The 18,025-nt window shown below is 49.0% G+C and carries 19 protein-coding genes and 1 riboswitch; all 19 genes read left to right on the top strand.

Annotated features, from left to right (window positions below):
* Positions 1 to 61 precede the first annotated feature (61 nt).
* The 19 genes from gcvH (at position 62) to lipA (ending at position 17,934) form a co-directional block, all read left to right on the top strand.
* The gene (gene gcvH / locus KNP91_RS07880; protein ID WP_114595154.1) at positions 62 to 445 is read left to right on the top strand and encodes a glycine cleavage system protein GcvH; all 384 of its coding nucleotides are present in this window, start codon (positions 62 to 64) and stop codon (positions 443 to 445) included.
* A gap of 101 nt (positions 446 to 546) precedes the next feature.
* Positions 547 to 825, top strand: a complete 279-nt coding sequence (locus KNP91_RS07875; protein ID WP_214849485.1) for a thioredoxin family protein — start codon at positions 547 to 549, stop codon at positions 823 to 825.
* Positions 826 to 1,374: 549 nt separating this feature from the next.
* A complete protein-coding gene (locus tag KNP91_RS07870; RefSeq protein WP_214766175.1) occupies positions 1,375 to 2,013 on the top strand; it encodes a class I SAM-dependent methyltransferase in 639 nt (212 codons plus the stop codon).
* 3 nt (positions 2,014 to 2,016) lie between these two features.
* The gene (locus KNP91_RS07865; RefSeq protein WP_114595157.1) at positions 2,017 to 2,481 is read left to right on the top strand and encodes an S-ribosylhomocysteine lyase; all 465 of its coding nucleotides are present in this window, start codon (positions 2,017 to 2,019) and stop codon (positions 2,479 to 2,481) included.
* Positions 2,478 to 3,401, top strand: coding sequence for a PLP-dependent cysteine synthase family protein (locus KNP91_RS07860; RefSeq protein ID WP_012371210.1), 924 nt, complete (start codon positions 2,478 to 2,480; stop codon positions 3,399 to 3,401). Before KNP91_RS07865 ends, KNP91_RS07860 begins: the two co-directional genes overlap by 4 nt.
* Positions 3,394 to 4,560, top strand: coding sequence for a bifunctional cystathionine gamma-lyase/homocysteine desulfhydrase (locus tag KNP91_RS07855; protein ID WP_214766173.1), 1,167 nt, complete (start codon positions 3,394 to 3,396; stop codon positions 4,558 to 4,560). Before KNP91_RS07860 ends, KNP91_RS07855 begins: the two co-directional genes overlap by 8 nt.
* Positions 4,561 to 4,619: 59 nt before the next feature.
* Positions 4,620 to 4,725, top strand: a riboswitch (SAM riboswitch).
* 81 nt (positions 4,726 to 4,806) lie between these two features.
* Positions 4,807 to 5,829: a methionine ABC transporter ATP-binding protein gene (locus KNP91_RS07850; RefSeq protein WP_131972343.1), complete on the top strand. Its 1,023-nt coding sequence runs from the start codon at positions 4,807 to 4,809 to the stop codon at positions 5,827 to 5,829.
* Positions 5,826 to 6,491 (top strand): methionine ABC transporter permease, encoded by a 666-nt coding sequence (locus KNP91_RS07845; protein WP_114595160.1) that lies wholly within the window; start codon positions 5,826 to 5,828, stop codon positions 6,489 to 6,491. The genes KNP91_RS07850 and KNP91_RS07845 overlap by 4 nt, the downstream gene beginning before the upstream one ends.
* 34 nt (positions 6,492 to 6,525) lie before the next feature.
* The gene (locus KNP91_RS07840; RefSeq protein WP_214849483.1) at positions 6,526 to 7,359 is read left to right on the top strand and encodes a MetQ/NlpA family ABC transporter substrate-binding protein; all 834 of its coding nucleotides are present in this window, start codon (positions 6,526 to 6,528) and stop codon (positions 7,357 to 7,359) included.
* 72 nt (positions 7,360 to 7,431) lie between these two features.
* Entirely contained in the window at positions 7,432 to 8,658 is a 1,227-nt protein-coding gene (locus KNP91_RS07835) for an MDR family MFS transporter (protein ID WP_214849480.1), read from the top strand.
* A 156-nt stretch (positions 8,659 to 8,814) separates the two neighbouring features.
* Positions 8,815 to 9,600 carry a Fe-S cluster assembly ATPase SufC gene (gene sufC, locus KNP91_RS07830; protein WP_012371204.1) on the top strand — a complete coding sequence of 262 codons (786 nt, stop codon included), beginning with the start codon at positions 8,815 to 8,817 and terminating at the stop codon, positions 9,598 to 9,600.
* An 18-nt stretch (positions 9,601 to 9,618) separates the two neighbouring features.
* A complete protein-coding gene (gene sufD / locus KNP91_RS07825) occupies positions 9,619 to 10,896 on the top strand; it encodes a Fe-S cluster assembly protein SufD (protein WP_214766165.1) in 1,278 nt (425 codons plus the stop codon).
* Between the two features lies 1 nt (position 10,897).
* On the top strand, positions 10,898 to 12,121 hold the full coding sequence (locus KNP91_RS07820; RefSeq protein WP_214766163.1) for a cysteine desulfurase: 1,224 nt from the start codon (positions 10,898 to 10,900) through the stop codon (positions 12,119 to 12,121).
* On the top strand, positions 12,111 to 12,545 hold the full coding sequence (gene sufU, locus KNP91_RS07815) for a Fe-S cluster assembly sulfur transfer protein SufU (RefSeq protein WP_012371201.1): 435 nt from the start codon (positions 12,111 to 12,113) through the stop codon (positions 12,543 to 12,545). The genes KNP91_RS07820 and sufU overlap by 11 nt, the downstream gene beginning before the upstream one ends.
* 32 nt (positions 12,546 to 12,577) lie before the next feature.
* Positions 12,578 to 13,975, top strand: a complete 1,398-nt coding sequence (gene sufB, locus KNP91_RS07810) for a Fe-S cluster assembly protein SufB (RefSeq protein ID WP_012371200.1) — start codon at positions 12,578 to 12,580, stop codon at positions 13,973 to 13,975.
* An 85-nt stretch (positions 13,976 to 14,060) separates the two neighbouring features.
* Positions 14,061 to 14,627 carry a dihydrofolate reductase family protein gene (locus KNP91_RS07805; protein ID WP_214849478.1) on the top strand — a complete coding sequence of 189 codons (567 nt, stop codon included), beginning with the start codon at positions 14,061 to 14,063 and terminating at the stop codon, positions 14,625 to 14,627.
* 182 nt (positions 14,628 to 14,809) lie between these two features.
* Positions 14,810 to 15,655, top strand: a complete 846-nt coding sequence (locus tag KNP91_RS07800; RefSeq protein ID WP_214849476.1) for a DUF72 domain-containing protein — start codon at positions 14,810 to 14,812, stop codon at positions 15,653 to 15,655.
* Between the two features lie 20 nt (positions 15,656 to 15,675).
* Positions 15,676 to 16,971 (top strand): bifunctional metallophosphatase/5'-nucleotidase, encoded by a 1,296-nt coding sequence (locus tag KNP91_RS15870; RefSeq protein WP_214766159.1) that lies wholly within the window; start codon positions 15,676 to 15,678, stop codon positions 16,969 to 16,971.
* A 63-nt stretch (positions 16,972 to 17,034) separates the two neighbouring features.
* Positions 17,035 to 17,934 (top strand): lipoyl synthase, encoded by a 900-nt coding sequence (lipA, locus tag KNP91_RS07790; protein ID WP_131502152.1) that lies wholly within the window; start codon positions 17,035 to 17,037, stop codon positions 17,932 to 17,934.
* Positions 17,935 to 18,025 lie beyond the last annotated feature (91 nt).

Here is an 18,025-nt window from a genome sequence, read left to right as displayed (position 1 = left end):
GGCTAGTTCATTTGGTATACTGAATGCGTTAGTCCACTATAGATCACAGGGGGAATCGCAAATGAGTCAAGTCAAAGACAATCTACGTTATTCGGAAGAGCATGAATGGGTCGAAGTAACAGGAAACAAGGCACGAATCGGGATTACGGATTTCGCGCAACACGAACTTGGCGATATCGTCTTCGTGGAATTACCGGAAGTCGGCGATACGATTTCTGCCAACGAGCCGTTTGGTTCAGTTGAATCGGTCAAAACGGTATCTGAATTGTACGCACCGATTTCAGGAAAAGTCGTTGCCATCAATGAGTCACTTTCTGATTCCCCGGAACTCGTCAACGAATCACCATTCGAAGGTGCATGGATGGTCGATATCGAGATCGAAGATGATGCCCAAGTAGAAGCGTTGATGGATGCAGCTGCTTACAAATCGATGATCAACGAGTAATACTTACCGAAAAGGCGGCAAGGAAACGCTATCGTTTCCTCGTCGTCTTTTTTTCTGTATACTGGCACAAGATAAGACAAAACAGAGGGGGAATGGAACGGATGAAAGAAGTCACACAGGTCCCGGAAAAGGGTTTTTTGTATGTCTATGCACCGATGTGTGGGACGTGCGCCATCGCCAGCCGTATGCTTGCGGTCGTCGAAGCGACAAAAGACGAAGAATGGATCATGCAGGCAAACGGAAACTTTATTCCGGAATTTTTAGAGCAGGCGCAGGTCATGAGTGTGCCGGCCTTATTGAAAATCGAGGATAATCAAGTCGTGTCAAGGCTTTATGCGTTTCAATCGGTTCAAAATGTCTTTACATTTTGTGCTGAGTAAGAAGGGAAATCCATCCGAGATTTCTCTTTACGCTAAATTGTCGGAATATTTACAATAATTCATTGACAATGCTAAATTATGAATGGTATATTCATATCAACTTCTAGAAATGCTTTTATAGGAAGTCTGGCAGAGATATGAGTTGGCTGTTGCTTTTCATTCCAGAACCGTTCAAAAAAATCCTCCATTGTTTGGTTGTCTCCCCTTAAGTCGTCCCCCAAAGACGAAGCGGCGCAAGGAAACAATTCGGGATTCGAGCAGGAGATCTGTCATGGGAGTCCAGTTCAACTGATATGTCGAAAAGGCGCCGTCCTCTGATACGACGAACGAAGAAGTTCGTGTCAGAGCTGGGTTTTCCTTCGTGGCATTTCTAACCACATTATTCGTGTTGCCGGTTCTCCGGCAACGCCTTTTTTTTGTTTTCCAAAAAATTTAAAGCAGTCGTCTTGCCATTCGGAAATCTCCCTGCTACAATGCGATTAAGGTAAATTACTTTAATTCATATCCGATTAGTCGGAATTAAAAGAGAGATACGGAGGACGAACAGGCATGACAGTACGTTTTATGGATGTTTTTACAGAGTGGGCGTCAACATACGACGACACAGTAACGGGGCATGATCCGGAGTACAAAGAAGTCTTTCGTCGTTATGAAGAAATATTGGATACCGTCGCAACGAAAGCTGTCTCACCGGTCGTTGAGTTCGGGGCCGGAACCGGCAACCTGACACAGCGGTTGCTGGAGCGACATGATCATGTTCTTGCCGTTGAACCGAGTCCAGAGATGCGGGATATTCTCATCAACAAGATTCCGGAACTTCCGGTGCAGGACGGACACTTCCTGTCGTTTACGGCGGACCATGCGAAAAGCTTTGTTTCGACCTATGCGTTTCATCATCTGACGGATGAGGAAAAGGGAGAAGCCGTTGATTTGATGGCGAAGATTTTGCCGCATGACGGAAAAATCGTCTATGCCGATACGATGTTCGTGTCGGAAGAAGCGCGTTTGCAGACAATCGCTGAAGCGAAAGCCCAAGGGTTTAACGGACTCGCAGAAGATTTGGAACGCGAGTTTTATCCACTGATTCCGGTGATGGAACAGATTTTTGCATCGCGCGGATTCGATGTTTCATTTACACAATACAATCACTTCGTCTGGCTCGTAGAAGCCGAGAAAATGGGGGAATAAATCATGACACTCAAAAAAATGAACGTAGAAAGCTTTAACCTGGACCATACGAAAGTCAAAGCACCTTATATCCGCGTCGCCGGTTACAAAGACGGTAAAGTCGATCAAGTCGTCAAATACGACATCCGCTTCACACAACCGAACGTGGAACAAATGCCGATGCGTGCGATGCACACACTCGAGCACTTACTCGCTGAAAATATCCGCAATTACTCGGATGACGTCATCGATGTGTCGCCGATGGGATGCCAAACAGGTTTCTACATGGCGATGATGAACTTCGATTCGGTCGAAAAAATGAGCGAACTCGTTGAGAAAACATTAAAAGACGTCTTAGCAGCAGAAGAAATTCCAGCGCAAAACGAAGTCCAATGCGGATTTGCAAGCGCCCACGACCTTAAAGGAGCGAAGCACTATGCCGAGAAAATGCTTGCCGGTCGTGATGAATGGGACATCGTCTTCGGATGATCGCGAAATCAGTCCGCGACCTCGTCGGAAATACGCCGCTCTACGAGATTACTTCATTCGATTTGCCTGCTGGTACGCGGATTTTGGCGAAGCTCGAATGGATGAACCCTGGGGGCAGCGTCAAAGACCGCCTGGGCATTCAACTCGTTGATGCCGCGATCGAACAGGGATATGTGACACGAGGCGGAACGATCATCGAACCGACTGCCGGCAACACCGGCATCGGTTTGGCGCTCGCCGCTAAAAAATATGACCTTCAAGTCATCTGTGTCGTTCCGGAAAAGTTCAGCCAGGAGAAACAGACGTTGATGCGAGCACTCGGCGCGACTGTCGTCAACACACCAACTGAACTCGATATGCAAGGCGCAATTGATAAAGCAAAAGAACTGGGACAAACGATTCCGAACAGCTATGTCCCGCTTCAATTCGAAAACGAAGAAAATCCGGTTACGTATCAGCGGACACTTGGTCCTGAGCTGATGGCGGAGCTGGATCAGATTGATTGGTTCGTTGCTGGATGCGGTTCAGGTGGAACGTTTGCCGGAACAGCGGCGTATTTAAAAGAACGTCTCGGGACAAAAGGTGCAATCGTTGAACCGGAAGGATCGGTCCTCAACGGGGGACCAGCCGGACCGCATAAGACGGAAGGCATCGGGACGGCCAAATGGCCAAGTCTCGTTTCCCGTGACTTAGTGGATGAAATTCATACGATTTCCGATCATGACGCTTTTACGAAAGTCCATGAACTGGCGGCCCGTGAAGGATTGCTCGTCGGCAGTTCGGCCGGCGCGGCACTCGTTGCAGCACTTGATCTGGCACATCGTTTTCCCGGCAGTACCATCGTCACCGTCTTTGCGGACAGTGCCGAACGGTATTTAAGCCAACAAATCTTTGAAAAGGTGGACGAGACACATGCGTAAAAAGACAGCATTGATTCATGGAGGAACAGGCGTCGATCGAGCAACAGGTGCCGTTACACCCCCGATTTATCAGACAAGTACCTACAAACAGGAAAAAATTGGTCAGTTAAAAGAAGGATATGAGTATTCCCGGACAGCGAACCCGACACGGACGAGCATCGAACGTCTGATTGCCGATCTTGAAGGCGGTGCACGCGGTTTTGCCTTCGGATCAGGGATGGCAGCGATTCACGCGGTGTTCAACCTGCTCGAATCAGGCGACCACATCGTCATGACAGATGACGTCTACGGCGGGACATTCCGTTTGATGCAGCGTGTCTTACCGAAGTTCAACATCCAAGTGACGTTCGTCGATACGACGGATCTCGCGGCGACGGAAGCTGCGGTGCAAGACAACACGAAGATGCTGTATGTCGAAACACCGACGAACCCGTTGTTGAAAGTTACAGATATCGCAGCAGTTGCTGAGATCGCGAAACGCAACAACTTGAAACTCGTCGTCGATAACACATTCGCGACACCTTACTTGCAACAACCACTCGCTCTCGGCGCAGATATCGTGCTGCACAGCGCGACAAAATACATCGGCGGTCATTCGGACGTCGTCGCCGGACTTGTCGTTGTCAACAGCGACGAGCTCGGAGAAGATCTTCACTTCATCCAGAACTCGACCGGCGGTATTCTTGGACCGCAGGACAGCTTCCTGCTCGTCCGTGGATTACGGACGCTTGGTATCCGGATGGATGCAATCGAAGAAACATCACACGATCTCGTTCAGTTCTTACAGGAACAGGACGTCGTTTCAAACATCTTCTATCCGGGACTGGCATCACATCCGGGTCACGCGACACAACAGAAACAGGCGACCGGTTTCGGCGGAATGATCAGTTTTGATGTCGGTTCAGCAGAAAATGCGGAGAAACTCGTCGAAGCGACACATTTCTTCACATTGGCTGAAAGTCTTGGAGCGGTCGAGAGTTTGATTTCCGTTCCGGCACGGATGACGCATGCGTCGATTCCAGCAGAGCGTCGCGCAGAACTCGGAATTACAGATGGTCTCGTTCGGATCTCGGTCGGTCTTGAGGACGCGGAAGACTTGAAAGAAGATTTGGCACGTGCTTTCAGTCTGCTTCAACCGGTTTCAGAAAAAACTGTTTGACAAGCAAAATAACCCCTGCTAATATTCAGATTATATTAAAAATAACTAAATACCGATAACTCTTATCGAGAGTGGTGGAGGGACTGGCCCGATGAAACCCGGCAACCGCGGAATTTATTCCGAAGTGGTGCTAATTCCAGCAGACGATTGTCTGCAAGATGAGAGCAAATGGTTTTGTGTACTGAAAAAGTGCGCGCGTTTGCTCTAAAACGTGCGCACTTTTTTTTATGTTTAGGAGGGACCGTATTGATTCGCTTACAGGATGTAGGAAAGATTTATCGCTCGAAGCGCGGATCGGTTGAAGCCGTCGTCAATGTCGACTTGTCAATCGAGCGCGGTGAAATTTTTGGGATAATCGGTTATTCAGGGGCAGGGAAATCAACACTGATTCGTTTGCTGAACATGCTTGAGGCACCGACGAGCGGCTCGATTCAAATCGATGGTGTCGAAATGACGACGCTCAAACCAAAAGAATTACGGGGCGTCCGTAAAAACGTCTCAATGGTGTTCCAACACTTTAATCTGCTTTGGTCACGGACAGTCGAAGAAAACATTATGTTCCCGCTTGAGCTCGGCGGTTATCCGAAAGCCCGCCGTAAAGAACGGGTTGCCGAACTGATTCAGCTCGTCGGACTCGACGGACGTGAAGGCGCTTATCCATCGCAACTGTCAGGTGGACAAAAACAACGGGTCGGGATTGCCCGGGCACTGGCATCCAATCCGGACGTCTTACTCTGTGACGAAGCGACAAGTGCGCTGGATCCAAAAACGACCGACTCGATCCTCGAGTTGTTGGTCGACATCAACAAAAAATTAAAACTGACCATCGTCTTGATCACACACGAGATGCATGTCATTCAAAAAATCTGTCACCGGGTCGCCGTCATGGAAGCCGGAAAAATCGTCGAACAGGGACCGGTTGCTGAAGTATTCCGTCACCCGAAACAGGCGATGACAAAAGAGTTCGTCAAACAATTGACGTCACCGTCTGAAAACGAATTGACGTTTGCGAAATTACGCGAGCGGTATCCGACCGGGAAAATCGTCCAGCTGACGTTTGTCGGTTCGACGGCGGAAAGTCCGATCCTTGCCGAAGTCATGAAAGATTCGAACTTATTATTCAATATCATCGGCGGAAACGTCGGACAGACGCAGGACGGAGCACTCGGAACGCTGTTCATTCAGTTGCTCGGTTCGGAACAGGAAGCACAAGCGGTCATCGCCAAACTTCAAGCGAGTGACGTTGAAGTGGAGGTGGATCACCGATGAGTACATTTTTTGCAGATGTGGATTGGGATATGGTCTGGGAAGCAACCGGCAGCACCGTTTATATGACGGCCGTTGCAGGGCTCGCAACGTTTGTCCTTGGATTGGCAATCGGTCTGTTGTTATATGCGACGAACGAAGAATTGTTGTTTAAAAACCGAACACTATATTCCGTGCTCAGCTTTTTAGTCAATATCTTCCGCTCGATCCCGTTTATCATTCTATTGATTCTGTTGATCCCGATCACGAAAATCATCGTCGGATCATTCTTAGGACCAACGGCTGCATTACCTGCGTTAATTCTCGGTGCAGCACCGTTTTACGGTCGGATGGTCGAACTGGCACTTCGTGAAGTCGATAAGGGTGTCATTGAGGCGGCTGAATCGATGGGAGCAACGAAGTTTCAAATCATCTATAAAGTCCTGATTCCGGAAGCCTTGCCGGCAATCGTCTCAGGAATCACCGTTACGCTTGTCGCACTCGTCGGTTACACGGCAATGGCCGGGTTAGCCGGTGGTGGTGGACTGGGGGACATGGCCTTCATCGAAGGATTCCAGCGTTCACAAAATAACATCACGGTCATCGCGACACTGTTGATTCTTGTCATCGTCTTCATCATTCAAATTATCGGTGACCTGCTTGTCAAAGCCATCGATAAACGGTAACACCTATCTTATTTAACCTTGGGAGGAATCATTCATGAAACTTTGGAAAAAATTCGTCGGCACAGCAACCGTATCGGTCTTAGCAGTCAGTCTTGCAGCATGTGGAGAAGAATCTTCATCAGGCAGCAGCGATTCAAAAACACTCGTCATCGGAGCGTCAAACGTTCCCCATGCTGAAATTCTCGAGCACGTCCAAAAAGAATATGAAGCAAAAGGCTATAAACTCGAAATCAAAAAGTTCCAGGATTACGTCCTGCCGAACAAAGCACTTGCTGAAAAAGAAATCGATGCGAACTATTTCCAACACGTCCCGTACCTGGAGCAACAGGAAAAAGAAAACAAAGACTATAAATTCGCGAGTGCCGGCGGCGTTCACGTCGAACCGCTCGGTGTCTACTCTAAAAAATACAAGTCTTTGGATGAACTGCCAAAAGGTGCAACGATCTTAACGAGCTCAAACGTCGCTGAACGCGGACGTGTCTTGACGTTCCTTCAAAACGAAGGGCTGATCAAGTTGAAAGACGGTAAAACAACCGATGCACAGCTCAAAGACATCGCGGAAAACCCGAAAAACATCAAGTTCAAAACAAACATCGAAGCGTCACTCTTACCGCAAGCTTACAAAAACAACGAAGGCGACGCGGTCCTCATCAACACGAACTATGCGATTGACAACGGGTTGAACCCGTTGAAAGATACGATTGCCCTGGAAGACGAGTCTTCACCGTACGTCAACATCATCGTCACACGTGATGGCGATGAAAAAGACAAACGCGTCACAACATTGCTCGATATTCTCCACGAGAAAAAGAACCAGGACTGGATCACTAAAGAATATAAAGGTGCGGTCGTTCCTGTCAGCAAATAAGTTGCTTCCTTCAATGCATTCTTCCTATATAATGGAAGGATGCATTGTTTTTTGTGCGAAAGGGGGATTTCCATGCAACGTTTGAAACAGCTTCATCCACTGACGGTCGGCGTCCTGCTCGGAACGTTTTTTGCAAGACTCGGGACATTCATCACGATGCCGTTTTTTGCGATTTACTTGTCGGTCGTTCTGAAGTTCAGTCCGGTTGATGTCGGCTGGATCCTCAGTATCTCGGCCATCGCCAGTCTGGTCATGAGTTTCGTCGGCGGGACATTATCCGACCGCTACGGCCGCCGGACGATGATGCTCAGCGGAACGTTTGGTTTTGTGCTTGTCTTTATCGGACTGGCCCAGGTCGAGACCTTTTGGGCATTCTTCATCCTGAGTGCCTTAAACGGTATTTTCCGGTCCATCTTCGAACCGTCCGCCCGGGCGTTGATCAGTGATACGACCGATGAAAAGAACCGGCTGTTCGTCTTTAACATCCGTTACACCTGCATCAATATTGCAGCTGCGATCGGACCGGGGATCGCCTTGTTGCTCAGTGCCGGCAATACGGCGGTTACCTTCTATATTACGGCGTTCGTTTACTTCGGCTACGGCCTCGCAATTTTTATTCTGTTCCGACGTCATCCGATCACGGAAAGTCACGGCGGGAAAAAGGTGTCGTTCGGGGCAACGGTCCGTCTGCTGAAGACCGACGTCGCCTTTACGTTCGCACTCGCCGGAATCATCTTCGGTGTCTTCGGATACAGTCAGTTCAACTCGACGTTGCCGCAGTTTTTAACGACGACGACCTTATTGTCCGGGGGAACGAGTCTGTTTGCCTTGTTGATTACGATTAACGCGATCACCGTGCTCGTCGTTCAGTACCCGATCATGAAGTTCGGTGTCAAGACATCACCGCTCGTCTCGATCACGGTCGGTATTGCGACCGTTGCCGTCGGATTATTCGTCATGGGAACGGCCGGTACGGTCTGGCTGATGATCGGCGCGATGTTCATCTTCACATGCGGGGAAGTGATGATGTTTACGATGACGGACATTTTAACGGACAGCTTTGCGACACCGGAATTACGGGGAAGTTACTTCGGGGCGATGGGCTTGACATCGATTGGTCAATCGGTCGGACCGGTCATCGGCGGACAATTGTTACTTTATTTTGGACCGGAACGTCCGCTGCCGATTTTCGGTATTTTAGCCCTCTTGACAGTTCTCGGAATACCACTGCTCTTACTGTCACAGCGGGTTCATCGTCAAACGAAACCGGAAGAAGAGAAGGAAGTCGTCTCACTTTAAAGTCATTCTCACTAAAAGGCTCGGTTTTGAGAAAAAACCATGAGCGATGACGCTTGAATAATGTGGTATGATTCATTAAGATTAGAATGATACTAAATTAGTAACTCTCGTGAACTGAATCGTCAGACACGAAATGAATAGATGGAGGGATTCTACATGAAGGCTTCACACTTAAAGATTGAAGATTTACACGTTGCAATCGACGGCAAAGAAATCTTGAAAGGCGTCAACTTAGAAATCAAAGGCGGCGAAATCCACGCGGTCATGGGACCAAACGGGACTGGTAAATCAACACTCGCATCTGCATTGATGGGTCACCCGACGTATGAAGTGACATCAGGATCAGTCACACTCGACGGCGAAGACGTCCTCGAAATGGAAGTCAACGAACGTGCGCAAGCAGGTATGTTCCTTGCCATGCAATACCCAAGCGAAATCAGTGGTGTGACGAACTCAGACTTCCTGCGTTCAGCAATCAACTCACGCCGCGAAGAAGGCGATGAAATCTCACTCATGAAATTCATCCGTCAACTCGACGCGCAAATGGGTCTTCTCGAAATGCCGGGCGAAATGGCACACCGTTACCTCAACGAAGGTTTCTCGGGCGGAGAGAAGAAACGGAATGAAATTCTCCAAATGACGATGCTGAAACCAGCGATCGCCATCCTTGACGAAATCGATTCAGGTCTTGATATCGATGCGCTTAAAGTTGTCGCAAAAGGTGTGAACGAAATGCGTTCACCTGAATTCGGCTGCTTGATCATCACGCACTATCAACGTCTCTTGAACTATATCGAGCCTGATTTCATCCACATCATGATGGGCGGAAAAATCGTCATGTCTGGTGGTAAAGAACTTGCTCACCGTCTCGAAGCAGAAGGTTATGACTGGGTTAAAAAAGAACTCGGCATCGAAGAAGTCGAAATCGAAACAAAAGCGTAAGACGAGGGAGGAAGCATGATGACTGTAGAACTGAATCTTGCCGTAAATCGCGAGGCAGTGGCAGAACGTGCGACTCGCTTAGGGGAACCGGCTTGGATGATTACCAAGCGTCAAGATGCACTTGATCTTGCCCCGACGCTCGCATTGCCAAAAGTAGAAAAAATTAAAATCGGTGGCTGGAACTTCACAGAAGGTACAGCAGATCTCGAAACGGTAACTGGTTTGACACCGGATATCGAATCGTTGATCGGTGAAAACCGTGACCATATGCTGATCACGCGTAACGGACAACTCGTCCACGCGCAAAACAGCGAAGCGACGAACGGCGTCATCTTCACGACGCTTGAAGACGCAATGAAGCACCATCCGGAGCTCGTCGAGAAATACTTCATGACAGAAGGCGTCAATGTCAACGAAGATCGTCTCGCAGCACTCAACGCAGCACTCATGAACGGCGGTACATTCCTGTATGTACCAAAAGGCTTGAAGTTGACTGTTCCGATGCAGGCCATCTATACGTTGGAACAAACAGGCGGTGCGTTGTACCACCATGCGATCATCATCGCAGATGTCGACAGTGAACTGACGTATATCGAAAACTTCGTCTCTTACGGCGAAGAAGCCCATAACGTCAACGTCGTGACAGAAGTCTTCGTCGAAGACAATGCGAAAGTTCTTTTCGGAGGCGTCGATACGCTTGCGAAAGGTGCTGTGACGTATATGAACCGTCGCGGTGTCGTCAAACAAGGCGCGAAGCTCGAATGGGCACTCGGTCACATGAATGACGGACACACGATCACGGAAACGAAAACACACCTCGTCGGTAATGATTCGTTCTCGGACACGAAAGCCGTAACGGTTGGTCGTGGCGAGCAAAAACAAAACTTCAACGTCCGGACAGACCATTTTGGTAAAGGTTCGGAAGGTTTCATCTTGATTCACGGTGTTCAGAAAGATTCAGCGACATCGATCTTTAACGGAACATCAATGATTCACCATGGCGCTTCAAAATCAAACGGTGTCCAAACGGAACGTGTCCTCATGTTGTCTGAAAAGGCACGGGGAGACGCAAACCCGATCCTCTTGATTGACGAAGATGATGTCATGGCAGGACACGCGGCATCTGTCGGTCGTGTCGATGAACTTCAACTCTACTACTTGATGAGCCGTGGTCTTTCACGCAAAGAAGCAGAACGCCTCGTCGTTCACGGTTTCTTACAACCGGTTGTTTCGGAACTTGCGATTGACTCTGTTAAAGAACGCCTCGTCCAAGTGATCGAAGGGAAAGTAAACTAATATGGGAATCGATGCATCCATCCGCAATCAGTTTCCGATTCTTGACCAACAGGTTAATGACCGGAAACTCGTCTATTTAGATAGTGCGGCTTCGTCACAAAAGCCGCTCGTCGTCATTGAGGCGATTGAGAACTACTACAAGACGGTTCATTCGAATGTGCACCGTGGCGTCCATACGCTCGGAACACGAGCGACGGATGCGTACGAAGGTGCGCGTGAGAACGTACGTCGTTTCATCAAGGCGCAACACCATGAAGAGATTATCTTTACCCGCGGGACGACGACAGCAATCAATATCGTCGCCTCAAGTTACGGAATGGAGCATGTGGAAGAAGGGGACGAGATTGTCGTCACGTACCTGGAACACCATGCGAATCTCATTCCGTGGCAACAGGTCGCGAAAAAGAAAAAAGCGAAACTGAAATATGTGGATTTGACGGCAGACGGTCGTGTAACGATCGAAGCGGTCAAAGAACAGATTTCGGATCGGACGAAGATTGTGGCAATGGCCCACGTTTCGAACGTCCTTGGAACGATCAACCCGATTAAAGAAGTCACGCAACTCGCCCATGCTGCCGGTGCCGTCATGGTGGTCGATGCAGCGCAAAGCGCACCGCATCAGCAGATTGATGTTACGGATCTCGATTGTGATTTCCTCGCGTTTTCCGCTCACAAAATGTGCGGACCGACCGGCATCGGTGTCCTGTACGGTAAAAAAGCATTGCTCAATGCGATGGAGCCGGTTGAATTCGGCGGTGAGATGATTGATTACGTCGGGCTGGAAGAGTCGACGTTCAAACCTTCTCCGTACCGGTTCGAAGCAGGAACACCGATTATTGCAGGCGCAGTCGGCTTATCGGCAGCGATTGATTTCTTGGAACAAGTCGGACTCGGTAACATCGAAGCCCACGAACGTGAGCTCGCTCAGTATGCGATGGCACAAATGCGTGACATCGAAGGACTGACGATTTACGGTCCGGAAGAACGTGTTGGTCTCGTCACCTTTAATCTCGGTGATGTCCACGCACATGATGTCGCGACGGTTCTCGATATGCAAGGAATCGCAGTCCGTGCCGGTCACCATTGCGCGCAACCGCTGATGCGCTGGCTTGGAGCCAGTTCTACGGCACGAGCCAGCTTCTACCTGTATAATACAAAGGAAGAAGTAGACGCATTAGTGACAGGACTTCGCCAAACGAAGGAGTATTTCAGTCATGGATTTTAACAATCTCGATCACTTGTACCGTCAAGTGATCATGGACCACTATAAAACGCCCCGCAATCGTGGTGCGATTGACGGTGGTGTGACAATCGATATGAACAATCCGACATGTGGCGACACAATCCGTCTGCAGCTCGCAATCGAAGACGATATCGTCAAAGATGCGAAGTTCGACGGTGAAGGATGTTCGATCAGTATGGCGTCTGCGTCGATGATGACACAGGCCGTCAAAGGAAAAACAGTCGAAGAAGCATTACAACTCGCCAACGTCTTTTCCGAGATGGTTCAAGGAAAAGACTACGACGATGAGAAATTTGATCTCGGGGATGCCGAAGCACTGTCTGGTGTGACAAAATTCCCGGCACGAATCAAGTGTGCGACACTTGCCTGGAAGGCGCTCGAACGCGGCGTCGAAGAAGGGAAGTAACTTCGGTCAGTAAGTAAGAGGAGGAAACGAACATGGCTAAGAACATGCCTGAAATTGGCGATTATAAATATGGTTTCCACGATCGCGATATCTCGATCTTCCGTTCAGGACGCGGTTTGACGACAGAAGTCGTCGAGACGATTTCTAAAATGAAGGAAGAACCGCAATGGATGCTTGATTTCCGTCTGAAATCGCTTAAGATTTTCAACGAACAATCGATGCCAGCATGGGGCGGCGATTTATCAGATCTTCGTTTTGATGACATCACGTACTACGTTAAGCCGTCAGAACGTGCTGAAAAATCTTGGGATGAAGTACCGGAAGAAATCAAACGTACGTTTGATAAACTCGGAATCCCGGAAGCTGAGCAAAAATACCTTGCAGGTGTTTCGGCACAGTACGAATCAGAAGTCGTTTATCACAACATGAAGAGCGAGCTGGAAGATCAAGGGATCGTCTTCAAAGATACAGATACAGCACTGAAAGAAAACGAAGATTTATTCCGTGAGTACTTCGGTAAATTGATCCCGCCGACAGACAACAAATTCGCTGCCCTCAATACAGCGGTTTGGTCAGGTGGATCGTTCATCTATGTACCAAAAGGCGTCAAGATGGATACGCCGCTTCAAGCCTACTTCCGGATCAACTCGGAAAACATGGGTCAATTCGAGCGGACGTTGATCATCGTTGACGAAGAAGCATCGGTTCACTACGTCGAAGGATGTACAGCACCGGTCTACACAACGAACTCGCTTCACTCGGCGGTCGTTGAGATCTTCATCAACAAAAATGCGTATTGCCGTTACACGACAATCCAAAACTGGGCAAACAACGTCTACAACCTCGTTACGAAACGTGCAATCTGTGAAGCCGGCGCAACGATGGAATGGGTCGATGGTAACATCGGTTCGAAATTGACGATGAAATACCCTGCCGTCATCCTTAAAGGGGAAGGCTCACGCGGTATGACATTATCAATCGCCATCGCTGGTAAAGGACAACACCAGGACGCAGGCGCGAAAATGATTCACCTCGCACCAAACACGTCGTCCACGATCGTCTCGAAATCGATTTCGAAACACGGTGGGAAAGTCACGTACCGTGGGATTGTCCACTTTGGCCGTAAAGCAACCGGCGCACGTTCGAATATCGAATGTGACACGTTGATTATGGACAACCAGTCGACATCAGATACGATTCCGTACAACGAAATTCTCAACGACAACATTTCGCTTGAACACGAAGCGAAAGTATCGAAGGTCTCGGAAGAGCAATTGTTCTACCTGATGAGCCGCGGGATTTCACAAGAAGAAGCAACTGAAATGATCGTCATGGGCTTCATCGAGCCGTTCACAAAAGAATTGCCGATGGAATATGCGGTCGAAATGAACCGTCTCATCAAGTTCGAGATGGAAGGTTCAATCGGATAATGTTTCTGCTCTCTCATCTCTGGATGAGAGAGTTTTTTTATGACCGGATGAAACGGGTAAAGGATTGAAAAAGGAGGGAGTCATCATGCGTGATATCGTCTATTCCTTTCAAGTCTCGCTCGACGGCTACATCGAGGATGCGTCGGGCAGCATCGCCTTTGCGTCACCGGATGCGGAACTGCATCAGTACTTCAATGATTATGAAAAAGCATTTGATACCCATGTGTACGGCCGTCGTCTGTATGAGATGATGCACTACTGGGAAACAGCCGATCAGGAAGATGAACCGATCATCATCGAGTATGCGAAAACATGGCAGGCCCTTGAAAAAGTCGTCTTCTCGCAAACGTTGACGGCCGTCGAGGGCAATGCCCGTCTTGCGACCCGGCCGCTTGCCGAGGAACTCGCGGCATTAAAGCAGGCACCGGGTAAACAGATTGCGATCGGCGGGGCGACCCTTACCGCGGAAGCCATCCGTTTGGATTTGGTGGACTGTTATCATGTCGTCATCTATCCCGTCTTACTCGGTGGAGGGAAACGAATGTTTCCGCTGTTTGAGCAATCGTTGTCCTTACAGCTTGTAGATCAACAGACCTTTGCTTCCGGTTGCATCGCCTTGACGTATGAACGGATGCGAACCGACTCTTTATGATCATTAATGAATCCATGAAACAAGCAGTCTTTCCTCCTTATTTTTCAAGGAGTAGGAAGGAATTGCTTGTTTTTTATATGAAGAACACATGTGTTTTCCGAGAAGAGTCTTGAAGAGGAAATTCACGATTCTGCTATGCTATGATGAACAATAAGCAGAGGAAACGGAACGGAGGGAGCAGGATGATTTATGTCGGCGTGACCGGTTGGGGCGATCATGACAGCCTCTACCCGACACCACAGGATCGGAAAGAGAAGCTCGCCGCTTATGCGGGACACTTTCCGGCAGTCGAAGTCGATTCAACGTATTATGCGATTCAGCCGGAACGCAACTATCAGAAGTGGGTTTCGGAAACACCGGATGATTTCCGGTTCATCGTCAAGGTCCACCGGGCGATGAGCGGTCATGACCGGGAAAACAAGGATCCACTTGGTCCGATCTTTGAACAGTATCTCGCCTCGATCGAGCCGATGCGGCAAAGCGGCAAGATTGCCGCGATTCTCGTCCAACTGCCACCGTGGTTTGACGTCAGCAAAGTACATCTTGAATATCTTCAGACGATTCGGAAGTCGCTTGCCGGCCTCCCTGTCGCAATCGAATTTCGGAATCCGTCCTGGTATTCGGACGCCTATCAGGAACGAACGCTCCGGTTCTTGGCCGAGCATCAGTTCATTCATACGATTTGTGACGAGCCGCAGACGGAAGACGGATCGGTGCCCTTCGTCCCGGTCGTCACACAGGAGACGGCATTTGTGCGTCTGCACGGCCGGAACGTCGCCGGATGGCTGAAAAAGCCTGGACAAAGCAGCGAGGACTGGCGGAAAGTCCGGTGTCTATACCGCTATTCAGAAGAAGAATTACAAGAGTTGGCCCTACATATCCGTTCACTTGCCGAACAGGCAAAAGACGTGTATGTTTTCTTTAATAACAACTCGGCAGGGGATGCCGTACCGAATGCGAAACGTCTCATCGAGATTTTAAGTCTCGATTATGAATCGCTCGCGCCACGGCAAATTTCACTGTTTTAATACCTGGAGGAGGCTTAAGCGTGAAGTTACACGTCATTCATTATAACGATCTGCATTCACACTTTGATATGTGGCCTCGCTATATGTCGTTTATGAAAGAACACCGGACATATGACTCCCTCGTCTTTGACTTGGGAGATCATGCCGACCGGGTTGCTCCGGCAACGGAAGCGACGCAAGGAAAAATTAACACCCATCTCTTAAACGAATTATCGCCGACGGCTGTCACGATCGGAAACAACGAGGGCATTACGTTTCCACATGACTGGCTGGCGGAACTATACAGCGATGCGACGTTCCCGGTGCTTGTCTCGAACTTGTCGGCCCCATTCGCCAAAGCCGGTATGATTCAGGAATTACCGACGGGGAAAGTCGGTATTTTTGGACTGACGGCGCCGTATTATGAATTATATGATTTACTCGGCTGGTCGATTGAAAATCCGTTCGAAGCAGCGGCCCGCGAAATCGAAGCATTGCGGGATCAGGTTGATGTGCTGATCTGTCTGAGTCATCTTGGTTTTTATCAGGATGAAGACTTGGCGGAACGGTTCCCAGAACTGGACTTGATCATCGGATCGCATACGCATCATGTTCTCGATGACGGTGTTGTCCGGAATGGTGTACTGATTGCCCAGGCAGGAAAACACGGACAGTATGCGGGCGAGATTTATCTGAATACGGATACGGGCGAAAAAGAAGCGGTTCTTCATCCGCTCGAGTCCTATTCGGCGGACGAAGCAACAGCCGTTCTGCTTGATAAAGAGCAATATCTGGCGGAACGTCAGATGAAACAACCGATTGGCCGGACATCAGGTCTAGCGAATGACTGGTTTAATCCATCGCCGTTCACGCAGCTGCTCGCTGATACGATGCGCGATTGGTGTCAGGCGGACCTCGCCTGTGTGCCGGCCGGCATGCTGCTTGGTTCATTGTCCCCGGGACCGGTCTCATCTTACGATTTACACCGGCTTTGTCCGCATCCGATCAATCCGTGTAAGGTGACAATGACCGGAAAAGAATTAAAACAATTCATCGCCGAAGTCGATACGAACCGCTTTGAACAGTTAAAAGTCCGCGGACTCGGCTTCCGGGGAAAGCTGATGGGCAAGATGCATTATGCCGGAAACCGGCAACATCTGGACGATGCGAAACATTACACCGTGGTCCTTCCGGATATGTTTACATTTGGTCCTTTATTTCCGGAAATCAAAGAAATGCCGAAAGAATATTTCATGCCGGAATTGTTACGGGATCTGCTCTTTGATCGCCTATCGGAGAAGTCAGAATTTGGTGAATTACCCATCCGCAAACACTGAATATTTGTTATACTGTAACAGAAATCAGGTCAGTTTTTTACGGATAAAGGGGGAAACCGATTCATGGGACGCAGAGAGATACAACGTAAACCAGAATGGCTGAAGATCAAGCTGAACACGAATGAGACTTACACAGAACTCAAAAGTATGATGCGTGAAAAAAAGCTTCACACGGTATGTGAGGAAGCAAAATGTCCGAACATTCACGAGTGTTGGGCGGTTCGCCGGACGGCGACATTCATGATTCTTGGAAGCATTTGTACACGGGCCTGCCGTTTTTGTGCCGTGACGACAGGACGTCCAAATGAACTTGACTTAGAAGAACCGAAACGCGTAGCGGAATCCGTTCGTCTGATGAATCTGAAGCATGCCGTCATTACAGCGGTTGCACGTGATGATTTAAATGATTTCGGGGCAGGGGTATATGCGGAGACGGTACGGGAAGTCCGTCGCATGAACCCGGAAACATCGATTGAAGTTTTACCGTCCGACATGGGTGGGAACTTCGAGGCGTTGCAGACGCTGATTGAAGCCAAACCGGACATCATGAACCATAACATCGAGACGGTTCGCCGTCTGACACCAACTGTCCGGGCGAAAGCGACATACGACCGAACACTCGAATTCCTGCGCCGTTCAAAAGAACTGGCTCCTGAAATTCCGACGAAATCAAGTCTGATGTTGGGTCTTGGGGAGACATGGGAAGAAATCCTGCAAACGATGGACGATCTTCGTGCCAATGACGTCGATATCATGACGATCGGTCAATACCTGCAACCAACGAAAAAACATTTGGATGTCATCAAGTACTACACACCACAAGAGTTTGCCGAACTCAAGCAGATTGCGCTCGGAAAAGGCTTTTCACATTGTGAAGCCGGTCCGCTTGTCCGTTCGTCGTATCATGCCGACGAACAGGTCAACGCTGCGAAAAAAAATAAAGCCGCTTTACCGATTGATTGATACCGACAGACCGTCCACGCCACGTGCGAGGACGGTTTTCTGCTGTCTGACGATTCGTTTTCAAGTATGATTATGGTAAGATAAAGGAAGC

The sequence above is a fragment of the Exiguobacterium sp. s138 genome (assembly GCF_018618775.1).
GTDB lineage: Bacteria > Bacillota > Bacilli > Exiguobacteriales > Exiguobacteriaceae > Exiguobacterium_A > Exiguobacterium_A artemiae.
This window is presented reverse-complemented; position numbering and strand designations above follow the sequence as displayed.

Excerpts from the sequence above, each read along its gene's own strand:
- sufB (WP_012371200.1), top strand. The coding sequence starts at position 12,578 with ATGGCTAAGAACATGCCTGAAATTGGCGATTATAAATATGGTTTCCAC.
- KNP91_RS07800 (WP_214849476.1), top strand. The coding sequence starts at position 14,810 with ATGATTTATGTCGGCGTGACCGGTTGGGGCGATCATGACAGCCTCTAC.
- sufD (WP_214766165.1), top strand. The coding sequence starts at position 9,619 with ATGACTGTAGAACTGAATCTTGCCGTAAATCGCGAGGCAGTGGCAGAA.
- lipA (WP_131502152.1), top strand. The coding sequence starts at position 17,035 with ATGGGACGCAGAGAGATACAACGTAAACCAGAATGGCTGAAGATCAAG.
- KNP91_RS07845 (WP_114595160.1), top strand. The coding sequence starts at position 5,826 with ATGAGTACATTTTTTGCAGATGTGGATTGGGATATGGTCTGGGAAGCA.
- gcvH (WP_114595154.1), top strand. The coding sequence starts at position 62 with ATGAGTCAAGTCAAAGACAATCTACGTTATTCGGAAGAGCATGAATGG.
- KNP91_RS07875 (WP_214849485.1), top strand. The coding sequence starts at position 547 with ATGAAAGAAGTCACACAGGTCCCGGAAAAGGGTTTTTTGTATGTCTAT.
- KNP91_RS07855 (WP_214766173.1), top strand. The coding sequence starts at position 3,394 with ATGCGTAAAAAGACAGCATTGATTCATGGAGGAACAGGCGTCGATCGA.
- KNP91_RS07840 (WP_214849483.1), top strand. The coding sequence starts at position 6,526 with ATGAAACTTTGGAAAAAATTCGTCGGCACAGCAACCGTATCGGTCTTA.
- sufC (WP_012371204.1), top strand. The coding sequence starts at position 8,815 with ATGAAGGCTTCACACTTAAAGATTGAAGATTTACACGTTGCAATCGAC.
- KNP91_RS07865 (WP_114595157.1), top strand. The coding sequence starts at position 2,017 with ATGACACTCAAAAAAATGAACGTAGAAAGCTTTAACCTGGACCATACG.
- KNP91_RS07820 (WP_214766163.1), top strand. The coding sequence starts at position 10,898 with ATGGGAATCGATGCATCCATCCGCAATCAGTTTCCGATTCTTGACCAA.
- sufU (WP_012371201.1), top strand. The coding sequence starts at position 12,111 with ATGGATTTTAACAATCTCGATCACTTGTACCGTCAAGTGATCATGGAC.
- KNP91_RS07805 (WP_214849478.1), top strand. The coding sequence starts at position 14,061 with ATGCGTGATATCGTCTATTCCTTTCAAGTCTCGCTCGACGGCTACATC.
- KNP91_RS07835 (WP_214849480.1), top strand. The coding sequence starts at position 7,432 with ATGCAACGTTTGAAACAGCTTCATCCACTGACGGTCGGCGTCCTGCTC.
- KNP91_RS07870 (WP_214766175.1), top strand. The coding sequence starts at position 1,375 with ATGACAGTACGTTTTATGGATGTTTTTACAGAGTGGGCGTCAACATAC.
- KNP91_RS07860 (WP_012371210.1), top strand. The coding sequence starts at position 2,478 with ATGATCGCGAAATCAGTCCGCGACCTCGTCGGAAATACGCCGCTCTAC.